The sequence below is a fragment of the Paenibacillus sp. RC67 genome (assembly GCF_030020805.1).
Classification (GTDB): domain Bacteria; phylum Bacillota; class Bacilli; order Paenibacillales; family NBRC-103111; genus Paenibacillus_S.
Genome location: NZ_CP125098.1, coordinates 4939381 through 4952025, shown reverse-complemented (window position 1 = coordinate 4952025; position 12645 = coordinate 4939381). Strand labels below are relative to the sequence as shown.

General features: G+C 43.8%; 11 protein-coding genes. 9 read left to right on the top strand and 2 right to left on the bottom strand.

Features of this window, described 5'->3' with window-relative positions:
* Positions 1 to 15: 15 nt before the first annotated feature.
* Entirely contained in the window at positions 16 to 912 is an 897-nt protein-coding gene (locus QMA13_RS22690; protein WP_282936013.1) for a LysR family transcriptional regulator, read from the bottom strand.
* A gap of 153 nt (positions 913 to 1065) precedes the next feature.
* On the opposite strand from QMA13_RS22690, the gene QMA13_RS22685 reads away from it, so the two are divergent.
* Both QMA13_RS22685 and QMA13_RS22680 read left to right on the top strand, forming a co-directional pair.
* Complete coding sequence (locus QMA13_RS22685) at positions 1066 to 2553, top strand: SLC13 family permease (RefSeq protein ID WP_282936012.1); 1488 nt, start codon at positions 1066 to 1068, stop codon at positions 2551 to 2553.
* Between the two features lie 18 nt (positions 2554 to 2571).
* On the top strand, positions 2572 to 3810 hold the full coding sequence (locus tag QMA13_RS22680) for a 2,3-bisphosphoglycerate-independent phosphoglycerate mutase (RefSeq protein ID WP_282936011.1): 1239 nt from the start codon (positions 2572 to 2574) through the stop codon (positions 3808 to 3810).
* A gap of 77 nt (positions 3811 to 3887) precedes the next feature.
* Here the strand turns inward: QMA13_RS22680 and QMA13_RS22675 are convergent, their stop codons facing one another.
* Positions 3888 to 4163: a hypothetical protein gene (locus QMA13_RS22675; RefSeq protein WP_282936010.1), complete on the bottom strand. Its 276-nt coding sequence runs from the start codon at positions 4161 to 4163 to the stop codon at positions 3888 to 3890.
* Positions 4164 to 4483: 320 nt separating this feature from the next.
* Between QMA13_RS22675 and QMA13_RS22670 the strand changes: the two genes are divergently transcribed.
* The 7 genes from QMA13_RS22670 to QMA13_RS22640 all read left to right on the top strand — a co-directional run bounded on the left by QMA13_RS22670 (position 4484) and on the right by QMA13_RS22640 (position 12605).
* Positions 4484 to 6436 (top strand): ABC transporter substrate-binding protein, encoded by a 1953-nt coding sequence (locus tag QMA13_RS22670; protein WP_282936009.1) that lies wholly within the window; start codon positions 4484 to 4486, stop codon positions 6434 to 6436.
* 294 nt (positions 6437 to 6730) lie between these two features.
* Positions 6731 to 7759, top strand: a complete 1029-nt coding sequence (locus QMA13_RS22665) for an ABC transporter permease (RefSeq protein ID WP_282936008.1) — start codon at positions 6731 to 6733, stop codon at positions 7757 to 7759.
* A 3-nt stretch (positions 7760 to 7762) separates the two neighbouring features.
* The gene (locus QMA13_RS22660) at positions 7763 to 8908 is read left to right on the top strand and encodes an ABC transporter permease (RefSeq protein ID WP_282936007.1); all 1146 of its coding nucleotides are present in this window, start codon (positions 7763 to 7765) and stop codon (positions 8906 to 8908) included.
* 36 nt (positions 8909 to 8944) lie between these two features.
* Positions 8945 to 9982 (top strand): ABC transporter ATP-binding protein, encoded by a 1038-nt coding sequence (locus tag QMA13_RS22655; RefSeq protein ID WP_282936006.1) that lies wholly within the window; start codon positions 8945 to 8947, stop codon positions 9980 to 9982.
* 4 nt (positions 9983 to 9986) lie between these two features.
* Complete coding sequence (locus tag QMA13_RS22650) at positions 9987 to 11006, top strand: ABC transporter ATP-binding protein (RefSeq protein WP_282936005.1); 1020 nt, start codon at positions 9987 to 9989, stop codon at positions 11004 to 11006.
* Positions 10996 to 11550, top strand: coding sequence for an HAD family hydrolase (locus QMA13_RS22645; protein ID WP_282936004.1), 555 nt, complete (start codon positions 10996 to 10998; stop codon positions 11548 to 11550). Before QMA13_RS22650 ends, QMA13_RS22645 begins: the two co-directional genes overlap by 11 nt.
* Before the next feature lie 29 nt (positions 11551 to 11579).
* The gene (locus QMA13_RS22640; RefSeq protein WP_282936003.1) at positions 11580 to 12605 is read left to right on the top strand and encodes a LacI family DNA-binding transcriptional regulator; all 1026 of its coding nucleotides are present in this window, start codon (positions 11580 to 11582) and stop codon (positions 12603 to 12605) included.
* The last annotated feature ends 40 nt before the right edge of the window (positions 12606 to 12645 follow it).

The following is a 12645-nucleotide window of genomic DNA, read 5'->3' as shown; positions in this document are numbered from 1 at the left end:
GGTTTTTTTGTTAACCTAAACGGGCTGCACGTTCGGGCTCAATAAAGGAATGAATTGCTTGGCTGCCGGTGACAGGTGTTTATTGCGATGATGAACATAGCTGATTCCCCTAAGAAACTGAATTTCTTTGATAGGTATCTTAACGAGTAACCCGCTATTTATTTCCTGCTGAATAGCAAAGCTGGAAACGATGGATACACCCAGTTCATGAATAACCCCCTGCTTGATCCCTTCCAGATTGCTGATTTCCATATAGTTGGAGGGGGCAAATCCGTTCATTCGGAATTGTTCACTCAAATAACTGCGTGTAGCTGATTTCTCAGGCTTTAATATAAAGGTTTCGTTGAACAAATCGGCCAACGTACACTCCTCCTTTTGTGCCAGTGGGTGTGACGGATTCACGATAAGAACCAGTTCATCCTCATAAAAGGTCGTTCGCTGATAACTTGATTCATCCAGGATAACCCGATCCGATAAAATCAGGAACTCAACCTTGTTGGAGTCCAACATGTGAATCAAGTGATTGGATGACGTGATGTTCATATTGATTTTTATGTTTGGAAATTTCGTTGAGTATTCCCTTAATAATCGGGGGAGTAAGTAAACTCCAACAAAATTACTTGCACCGAAGGATAAAGTTCCGTAAGATAAATCCTCCAGCTGTCTGATATGGTCCTTGGCCGAGTGCAGCAGGTTAATAATTTGTTCCGCATAGGGTTTGAAATGCTCGCCTTGCTTCGTTAAGTAGAGCTTTTTTCCGATTCGATCAAAAAGGGGAACTCCCAATTCTTCCTCAATGCTTTGGATTTGCATGCTTACAGAGGGTTGAGAGCAATAGAGCTGTTCTGCTGCTTCGGTAAAATTAAGGCATTCTGAAAGAGTAATAAAGGTCTGCAATTTATTAACGTTCAACTTTTGTCACACCCTTTTTTAATGATTTTACTATAAGGAAATGTTATGGTTATTCAAAAATAATCAAATTGTATAATAACAATACGGCAAATATAATGAAATTGCAATGAAATTGAAAGCGATAACATGACGAACAATGAGGAGAATGATCGAATGGCAAATGACTTGGCATCATTAGAGAGGAATGGCAAAGAGCCGCCTCTTGAAAAGAAAAGCAGGCTGGAAGAGGGGATGAAAAGGTGGGGAGTTCCCCTTGCGGTTATTGTTGCACTAGTATTATTCTTCATGCCTACCCCGGCAGGATTGAGCGCAGAAGCACAAAAATCGATTGCTATTTTTACAGGGTCCCTCATTCTCTGGATTACCACACCTATACCTATTTATTTAACATCGATGATTGCCATTCTGCTGCTTCCTTTAGTTGGAGCGGTTAAAGATCAGGATGTGGCATTCGGTACTTTAGGCTTCGACGTGATTTGGTTAATGGTTGCAGCATTTATTCTTACTTCGGCTATGATGAAGTCTAATTTGGGAAGAAGATTCGCCTTGTGGATGGTCACATCCTTTGGAAAAACACCGAAAAAGACGCTGCTTGTGCTTATCATTATTAATTTTGTCCTTGCCTTTTTCGTACCTTCGACAACTGCCAGAGCTACATTGATGGTACCTATATGCTTGATTTTGCTGGAAGTGTATAAAGCCGTACCGGGTAAAAGCAACCTTGGGAAAGTGATGATGCTGCAAGGCGTTCAAGCCGATGCGGTTGCTACTTCAGGCATAATGACTGCTACCTCGGGAAATATCATTGCCGTTGGATTTATCAATGAACAAGCGGGAGGCAGCATCGGTTATATCGATTGGCTGCTGGCATCTATGCCTACGGCAATCATCACGATGCTTCTGACATTTTTTATAGGTCTTAAGCTTTTTTCTATAAAGGGTGAGTCCAACTTTCAGAATGCGATGGATACGCTGAAGGATGAACTGAAGAAGCTAGGCTCGTTCTCTTTAAATGAGAAGAAAGCTTTAATCATCTTTGTTAGTACCGTTATCCTGTGGGCCACTGGAGATTATCAGAAGGGCTGGTTCGGTTTTGCCATCAGTACTGAACAGACAGCGGTTCTTGCAGCACTCTTCTGTTTGCTCCCGAGGATAGGAGTGCTGACCTGGAAGGAAGCAAACATCAAGTGGGAACTCATGATATTCGCTGCTGGTGCGTACGCCGTTGGCAATGCATTGGATAAGTCGAAGGGTGCAGAATGGATTATTAAAAATGTCGTGAGCTTCCTCGGACTGGAGCATATGAATCATGCCTTGGTTTATGTGGTAGTAGTGTTCCTGAGTATGTACAGCCATCTCATTTTCACGAGTAAAACCGTGCGTGTCACGATTTTAATTCCGGCGTTCATTGCATTGGCCAAGTCATTAGGCATGGACCCAGTTCCTCTGGCATTAGCTGCTGCTATGACGATGACTTACACTATAACGCTTCCGCCACATTCGAAGGTCAATACGATTTATTTTGGAACCGGATATTTTTCCGTGTTGGATCAAGTGAAGTATGCCATAGTGACTTGTTTTATTGGGGCAAGCGTAATTAGTTTATCGATTTTTACCTGGTTTAAGCTGCTGGGATTATAAATATATTCGGAGGAAACCATGCTGAAAAGAAAAGTACTATTGGCCATTGCAGATGGATTAGGGGATCGTCCACATCCTTTATTAGATCATAAAACACCTTTGGAATATGCCCAAACACCTCATTTGGATTGGCTGGCAGCAAGAGGAACTACGGGAATGATGGATTTAATAGCCCCAGGAATTCCAGTAGGCACCGATATGGGCCATCTCATTTTATTTGGATATCAGCCGGAACATTATCCGGGACGCGGACCGGTTGAAGCATTAGGAATTGGTATGAGCATTCAGCCGGGTGATGTTGTGTTTCGGTGTAATTGGGCCACGGTGGATGAGAATAGAATCGTCATTGACCGCAGGGCTGGTCGGATACGAGAAGGAACAGATCCAATAGCTGCTGCTGTTAGCGGCATAGAAATCGATGGGGTTGTCTTTGATGTAAAAGCGGCTACAGAACATCGGGCTGTACTAATTATGCGCGGAGAAGGACTAAGTGATAAGATCAGCGATTCAGACCCCAAGGCTCCTAATGATGGAGTGCCATATCATGAGGTACAACCGTTGGACCAATCGGAAGAGGCACATAGAACGGCGGTTGTTTTAAATAGCTTCCTGAAGAAGGCGCATGATATTTTATCGGTTCATCCGGTGAATGCAGAGCGCATGGAACAAGGGAAAAGGCCTGCGAACTTTCTGTTGACCCGTGGAGCCGGACAAATGACGGAGCTAGAGCCTATCACCGATAAGCTTAAAATAAAGGGGAGCTGTATTGCCGGGGAAAGCACCGTTCTAGGAGTTGCCCAACTAGCAGGCTTCCGTACGATTACGGATTGCAGTATGACTGGGAATATAGATACGAATATACAATTAAAAGCTAAATGGGCAATCGAGGAAATAGCTAACCAAGATATGGTCTATGTGCATATGAAAGCGCCTGACGTGAAGGGGCATGACAACTTGCCATTTGAGAAAGCAAGAGCTATCGAGCTGTTTGATCAGATGGTTGGGGCTATTCTGCAAATGCTGCCCGATGACACTTACCTTGCATTAGCTGCCGATCATTCCACCCCTTGCGAAATAGGAGAACACACGGGCGACCCGGTTCCCATTCTTATTTATGGGCCTAGTATCCGTAGAGATCGGGTTATGGAATACAATGAAATGGAATGTGCTTATGGGGGATTGGGACGCCTGTCCGGAGCCGATTTTGTCAGAACGCTGCACGGTCTTATGGGAGTTGTGAAGAAGCAGGGAAACTGAAATATAGGCTCTAATGACTATCCGTACTATCAAAAAGAATCAAGACTTCAGCGTGAATGAAGAGCTTGGTTCTTTTTTTATTGTAATATAAGTGAGCTGGTTCCAAAATCGTTAGGTGGCGACACAAGCCCGATAGCGTCCGCCTTTGAAACTCGTGAAATACCGCAAAAGAGCTGCTGCTGGACGTAGGCTATCGGGTACGCTACTGCCAAGGATTTGCTAACATGAGGATCTTCGGTAATCGGATAGGAACAAGCCTGCCCTATGGCGGGCTTCAGTGCTTTTAAAGGAAGAACGGGTATAAGTGGAATGTAACATTTTTGTAAAGTTATTGCATTCTTTTCCAATCCCATGTAGTATTAGGTTAAGCGCTTACGCATTACTTTCGGTACATATTAAACCGGTTTAATTCTAAGCACATAATATAAGCAGCAGCACTCAACATCTAATGATCAACTACATAAAAATGTTTCATCGGTCTCATACTTTATCGTATCATTAAACCGGTTTAATTTGTATATCCATTATATAAAAGCGTTTACATTTAAATCGTATAGGAGATTAAACCGGTTTAAGGAATTAGGGAGGTGAAGAGCACAGGGGAACAACGTAACGTGATGAACGTTTTGCTTGGTAGGATGAAATGCTAGTTATGATCATGGAGGGGATTATCTTGAAACGTAGTTGGTCTCTACTTTGTTTGATTTTGATTCTGGCAGTCAGTTTAACAGCCTGCGAAAGTGATCCAAGCGCTAAGACCACCCTAGAGGTAACTCCAACAACAGCCCCTGTTGCTCCCGACAAGATAGAAGCATTTAAAGAAGCCCCTATGTTAAATAAACTTGTAGGTTCTGGTACTTTGAAGCCAGTTGCAGAACGGATGCCAGCCAAGGAAGAAATTATGGTGGAGAAAGTGTTAGAAGAAACCGGAGTATACGGAGGCGACTGGAAGCTGCCATGGACCGGACCCAATGATCGTTGGACTGTTGGTCAGCCTACGGAAGAACCGCTTTTCCGCTTTAGTAAGGATGGCAGCACGGTAGAGCCCAACGTAGCAAAGGGCTATGACGTGAATAAAGACTCGACCGAATTTACGATCTATTTAAGAAAAGGTATGAAATGGTCCGACGGCATGCCATTCACTGCAGACGATGTTCTCTTCTATTGGGAGCACATGCTCACGAAAGAGACATTCGGTAAAAAAATCTATGATGCGTATTACTCCGTTGATCCGGTAACGGGAGATAAAGCTTTGGCAACCGTAACCAAGGTAGATGATTACACGTTCAAGGTGAAGCATAAGTATCCGAGCGTACAGTTTCTAGAGCGCGTCGCTATTGACAACAAATGGTTCTTTGCACCAGCCCATTTCCAAAAAACGATACTGCCTGAATTTATAGGCAACGACAAAGCGCTTGAGGTCGCTAAGAAATGGGGCTTTGAAGATACCAAATCGTTCCTAGTAGCAACCGGTTATTATTATTGGATTTACCCACAAATTCCGACCTTAAGAGCTTGGGTAGCGAAGAATGATCCGAACAGCGATCAATTTATTATGGAGCGTAATCCGTACTATTGGAAAGTGGACGCGGCTGGTAATCAGCTTCCTTATATGGACCGCATCGTAGCATCCAAGGTTCAGGACCCAGCCCAGCGCATACTTGGCTCTTTGGCGGGTGATTTCAACCTTCTGGATTTTGATTTTAAAGACTTTACCGTTTTGAAGGAGAATGAGAAGAAGGCTAACTTCCGGGTTATCCCATGGAACACTCCGTCATGGTCCAGTGCAGGCATTGAGTTGAACCAGACGATAGATGACCCTAATCTGCGCAAGCTGTTCCAGGACATTAAGTTCAGAGAAGCGCTGTCTATTGCCGTAGATCGCAAAGAGGTATCGGAGATTGTAACGAACGGACTTGGTGCACCACAACAAGCTTCGGTTCCAGAAGGACTGGTTGGCTACCAAAAGGGTTGGGCTGAGCAGTGGAGCGAATTCAATCCCAAAAAAGCGAATCAAATACTCGATGATTTAGGCTTAACGAAACGTGATAAAAATAATTTCCGATTGAATGCGGATGGCTCGGATCTGACGATTACGATTATTGAACCGAATACGAGTACGGCATCGTTCCTTGAGTTAGTCAAGAAATACTACGAGGCCATCGGAATTAAAGTAGATACCAAGGTCGTGGATCAAGGAACACATCAAGAAATGAAATACTCCAATAAAATTCCAGCTACCACTGAAAATATTTCGGTAGTTAACGTTTCCTTCCGGCCGGATACGCTGGTGCCTCTTCGAGTGTTGACTCCGTGGTACGGACATTATGGACTCTACACACAGTCCAATGGAAAAGAGGGAGTTAAACCCGAAGGGGATGTAGCTTTAATTCTCGATTATTGGAATAAAGTTAAAGCCTCCGCAACGAAGGATGAGATCAATAAGTGGAGCAATGAGATCGTGAAACTTCATCAGAAGAATCAATGGGTTATCGGTTACGCAGGACCGACGCCTAAGCTGATTGTAGCATCGAATAAAATGCATAACGTACCGAAGGATCTGATTTATTGTGATGAGTTCCGCAGCATAGGACATGGGCATCCTTCGCAATTTTTTATTAAATAGTTAATGTAATCCTTATGATAACAGCGGGGAATTCCCCCAGTTTGTTGAGAAACCTTGTTTTTCGAGGACAATTGCTATATAGGGAGGGGTAGGGTATTCCTCGGAAGAGCGATAGCGTTCGCCTTTCTTATCAGGAAATTACCACTGCACAGCGGATTAATTATAAATTTCCTGATAACAACAGCGGCTGGAGGGGCATATCCTACCGGAGTATAGTGGCAATGTTTCTAGTTTCTTAGGTTTCTCAAAAGACTCGGGATCCATATTCCCCATTGTTACCTTAAACCGGAAGCAGTGAATAAAGCGGAGAGGATAGGATATAAGATGCTCCCTTATATATTAAGAAGGATTGTATTAGTCATCCCGGTCGTTATCTTTATTTCTATTATTGTATTCTACATTATTCAGCTTCCGCCCGGTGATTATGTCTCGAATTACGCATCGAAGATGTCTCTCGCAGGTGATGTTATGTCACAGCAGGATATGGATGAGATGAGGGCCAATTTGAAGCTGGATCAGCCATGGTTCGTGCAGTATTTATTATGGATGAAGAACATCATTTTACATTTTGACTTCGGCTATTCCTTTAATTATAACAAGCCAGTAATGGCCGTTATTGAGCAATATATGGCATTGACGTTAATCGTTTCTCTGTTAACGATGGCTTTTACGTATTTAGTTGCTATTCCTATCGGAATTTACTGTGCGGTCAAGCAATACTCTGCTGGAGATTACATATTCTCTGCCCTGGGCTTTCTCGGCATGGCGACTCCCCATTTCTTATTGGCCATTATCTTAATGTATTTATCCTATGAATATTTCGGTGATCCGCTGCTGGGTTTATTTTCAAGTGAATATGTTAATGCCGGATGGTCCCTGGGCAAGGTGCTCGACCTGTTGAAGCATATGATTATTCCCGTTCTCGTTATTGGCCTGGCTAACACGGCGGAGCTGATTCGTGTCATGAGAAGCCAAATGCTGGATGAGTTGAACAAACCGAATGTAATTACTGCCCGTTCCAAAGGGTTGTCGGAAACTCGAATATTGCTTAAATATCCGACGCGTGCAGCAATGAATCCTATCATCAGTACAATCGGCTGGTCATTAACCTCTATTTTTACCGGATCGACGGTGACTGCAATCGTTCTGAACTTACCGATTCAGGGACCCGTTATGTATAACGCTTTACTGGCTCAGGATATGTATCTTGCAGGTACATGGTTGTTGTTCATGGCTGTACTAACGGTTATAGGAACCTTGATTTCAGATATTTTGCTAGCTTGGCTTGACCCCAAAATTCGTACCGAGTTCAGGGGGATGTGATTTATGAAAACGATAACTATATTCAGAAAGCCAGGGATCACGAGCAGAAAGTCCGCCAAGAACGACGATGTTTACTATAGCTCCCAATGGCGGCTTATGTACCAAAGGCTGAAGAAGCATAAGCTGGCTCGCGTCAGTCTAATTGTATTATCGCTATTATACCTGGCTGCCATTTTCGCGCAGTTTATAGCCCCTTATAGCTTGCAAAGCTATGACAGTAAATATGTGAATGCTCCTCCGATGAAAATCAAATTTATCGATGCAGACGGCAAATTTCACTTCAGGCCCTTTGTTCATGAATTAAAATCAGGAAGAGATCCGGTCACATTCCGCAAAACGTTCGTGCAGGACGACAAGATCCAATATTCGGTCCGGTTTCTGGTTGAGGGTGAGAGCTATTCATTTCTCGGATTCATTCCGACTAAGACGCATTTGTTCGGAGTGGATCAACCCGGTCGATTGTTTATTTTCGGCACGGACGGGATGGGGAGAGATTTATTCTCGCGGATTTTGTTAGGGAGTCAGATTTCCCTTAGCATCCCTCTGATCGGTGTCGCAATAAGCTTCGTTTTAGGAATCATCATCGGCGGGATCTCAGGATATTTTGGCGGCTTAATTGATTCCGTTATCCAGAGATTGATTGAAATTATTCGTTCGTTTCCGACGCTTCCGCTGTGGATGGCTCTTTCGGCTGCCATTCCGCCACGAATACCGGTTGTCACGATGTATATCTATATCGTCATCATTTTTGCTTTTATCGGGTGGACGGATTTGGCTCGGGTGGCGCGCGGAAAATTCATTTCGCTAAAAAATGAAGAGTACGTACTAGCTGCCAAAATAGCAGGAGTCAGCGATACAAAAATTATTGTTAAGCATCTTCTGCCTGGCTTCATCAGCTACCTGGTTGTTGCAACGACTTTGGCCATCCCGGGGATGATTCTTGGCGAGACCGCGATGAGCTTCCTTGGTCTTGGTATTCGTTCGCCTGCTACAAGCTGGGGAGTGCTGCTGCAAGAAGCCCAACAGATTGACAACGTTGCATTATACCCGTGGAAGCTGATTCCTTTAGGTTTTGTTATTATCACGGTTTTGACGTTTAACTTTTTGGGTGACGGCTTGCGCGATGCGGCGGACCCGTATAAAAGATAATAGCTTTCACATATTCATATAAAGCGAGGGGATAGGATGACATCTCAAGCTTCCCGCATGGAAGAACCGCTTCTTACGGTTCAGGATCTGAAAATTCGCATTCAAATGGATAATGGAGAAATGAAAGCGGTAGACGGAGTTGATTTTGAAATTAAGAAAGGGAAAACCTTAGGGCTTGTTGGTGAATCCGGATGTGGTAAAAGCTTGACCAGCCGGGCGATCATCAGCATTAATCCCAAAGAATGCGAAACATCCGGTCAAATTGTGTATCATTCGGTCTCGGAAAAGGCTTCCCAATCAGTCAATTTATTATCTTTAAACCCGCGTAGCAAGCAAATCCGTTCTATCAGGGGCCGGAAAATCGCTATGATCTTCCAGGAGCCTATGACTGCTTTTTCGCCCATGTATACGATCGGCAATCAGATTATGGAAGCTATCTTAATCCACCGCACGAAGGATAAGAAAGAAGCGAAGCAAATAGCGCTCGAAATGCTCAGTAAGGTAGGGATTTCCGATCAGGAGAAACGGTTCGATCAATATCCGCATGAATTTTCCGGAGGCATGCGTCAGAGGGCGATGATCTCTATGGCCTTATCCTGTAACCCGGAGCTGTTAATTGCTGACGAGCCGACTACTGCGCTGGATGTTACGATTCAAGCCCAAGTGCTGGAATTGATGAAGAGCTTGCAAAAGGAATTCGGCATGGCCATTCTGCTCGTAACGCATGATCTCGGCATTATCGCAGAAATGTGCGACGAAGTGGCAGTCATGTATTTAGGAAAAATTGTAGAGCAATCGACGGTCGATGAAATTTTCTATAATCCAAAGCATCCATATACGAAAGGTCTGCTTAATTCGATGCCCAAATTAGGCGGGAATAAGCATAAGCGGCTGGAATCCATTGAAGGCACCGTTCCTATTGCAATCAATATGCCTCCGATGTGCGGTTTTTATGACCGCTGCAAAGATCGGATTGATGGAGTGTGCAACACGCAAGCCGTACCGAAAACCTATGTGGCCGACAATCATATGGTGAGATGCTTTCTGCATCAGGAAGAGGGAGGAGGAGCATAAGCGCATGTCCAAACTTTTGTTGGATGTAGTTAATTTGAATAAAGATTATCAAGTGAAATCCGAAAAAACATTTTTTCGCAAGCCTACCTCTGTCCGCGTATTAAGTAACGTATCTTTTAAGTTATATGAGGGTGAAACGCTAAGTATTGTTGGAGAGTCAGGCTGCGGTAAGACGACATTAGGCCGTTGTATTGTAAGAGGAGTGAGTGCCAGCTCAGGGCAAGTGCTCTATAACACGGAACGTGGAGAGCAGGTCGACTTCTTAACCTTGAAGGGCAAAGAGTTCAAGAATTTAAGAAAAGATATCCAAATGATTTTTCAGGACCCGTATTCTTCCTTAAGCCCGCGGATGAGCGTGTATGACATTATATCCGAGCCACTATTAGCTAACTTTAAGATGCCTAAGTTCGAGGTGGATGAGAAGGTAACGGAAATTGCTCACAAGACCGGCTTGAATGTCAGTTATCTTAAAAGGTATCCACATGCTTTCTCCGGTGGACAAAGACAGCGTATTGCTATTGCGCGTTCCTTAATTTCCCGGCCTCGGCTTATCGTATGCGATGAAGCAGTGTCAGCCCTGGATGTATCGATTAAAGCTCAAATTATCAACCTACTGAAGGACCTTCAGAAGCAATTACAAATTACTTATATTTTTATTTCCCATGACTTGTCTATTGTTCAAAATATATCGGACCGAGTAGCGGTCATGCATTTGGGTAAAATTGTGGAGCTGGCGACGGTGGAGTCTTTGTTTGAGCATCCAAAGCACCCTTATACGGAAGCGCTGCTGTCCGCAGTGCCTGAGCCTGATCCTCATCTGAAGAAAGACCGAATTATATTAGAAGGGGAAGTTCCGAACCCTGCGAATCCACCAAGCGGATGCCACTTTCATCCTAGATGCGCTTATAAAACAGATAAATGTATTCATCTGGAGCCTGAGCTGCAGCAGCTGACTGAGGACCATTTTGTAGCCTGCCATTATGCTAATGAATTGAAATTGAGGGGTGTATCCAATGAATTCTAGCCAAGAGAATGCCATGGAACCGAAAAAACTAATTATTTTTCTGGATTGCGGTGATACGATTATTGATGAAGGGACTGAAATTCGCGATGAGCATGATATCGTGATTCAGGCCGATATTATTCCAGGTGCGGACATCATGGTGAAGACTCTTGCAGAGAGGGGCTATACACTAGCCATTGTCGCGGACGGCTATGCTCAATCGTTCAAAAATATTTTGACGCAAAACGGTCTGTACGATTATTTCACCACGATGGTCTACTCAGAAACGGTGAAAGCATTCAAGCCAAGCCCACGAATGTTCAAGGCGGCAATTGGGGCTTTAGACTTGACCGAGCAGGATTGCTCCCGGATCATTATGGTAGGCAACAATTTGAGCAGGGATGTCAAGGGGGCTAATCAAATGGGGATCACGAGTGTCTTCCTAAGCTGGACTCCCCGATACCCTAAGCAGCATGCCGACGATAGCGAGAAACCCGATTACATCATTAATGAACCGACAGAATTAATTGAATTAGCGGAAAAGCTGAATCAGCAGCTAGCATAACGAATCACCGAGAGGATGTAAGGGTTCAAATGGCAAAAATCGACGATGTTGCAAGACTGGCAAAAGTTTCAAAGGGTACCGTATCTAATGTATTTAGCCAAAAAAGACGTACAAGTAAAGAAGTGACGGAAAGAGTGCTTAGTGTTTCAAGACAGCTCAATTATGTGCCGAATCATATTGCACGAAGCTTGGTTACGAAGAAAACAATGGCTATCGGGTTGACGATCCCTCATGGCAACTTTTTCTTCAGCGCTTTTCATAATCAGTTTATTAATGGTGTGATTCTGGAAGCGTCCTATTACGGTTATCGGGTTTTACTGGATATGATTCCTGCCCATAAGGTGAAGACGCCGTTCCTGTCCAGTTACCCGATTGATGGAGCGGTAGTCATGAGCCCAACTACGGAAGATGAGCGTATTAATCTGATGCATATGGAGAACATTCCGTTCGTTACCGTGGGCAGAGTTATGAATTCTAATATCGAGAATGCTCCTAGCGTAGATAATGACAACCAAGCTATTATTTACAATATATGTAAATATTTAATTGATAAAGGGCATCGAAACATTATGTTTCTCAATGCCAATGAGCTGATGACGGTAGCCATTGTTAGGAATGAGGGTTTTATCCGAGCACTGAAGGAACATCAAATTCAAGTGGAGGATCATATGATTCACCACAAGCCGGCCATCCTTTCGACGGATTATATGGATTATGGGTATGAAGAGACGGTTCGAACACTGGGTATGCTCGACAAAAAGGTAACCGCCATTATCGCTGATGACGATAGAACTGCTTTTAGTGTCATGAACGCCATTAAAGATCTGGAGCTGCGTGTGCCGGAGGACGTCTCGATATTTGTTATTTGCGGTGATCTTTCGATGATGGTTCAATCGAACCCATCCTTAACTAGTATGGATCTACAGCCTTCTGAGCTTGGGGCGCAGTCGGTTAGATTATTAATGCGCAAGCTGGAAGTGCTGCAGGGTGACTTCCCGGATCATATTATCATAGATAGCAAAATCGTCGAACGAAATTCATGCGCTGAACTTTAAACGATGCCATTCTATTTGAAATCAACATTATAGGAGGATT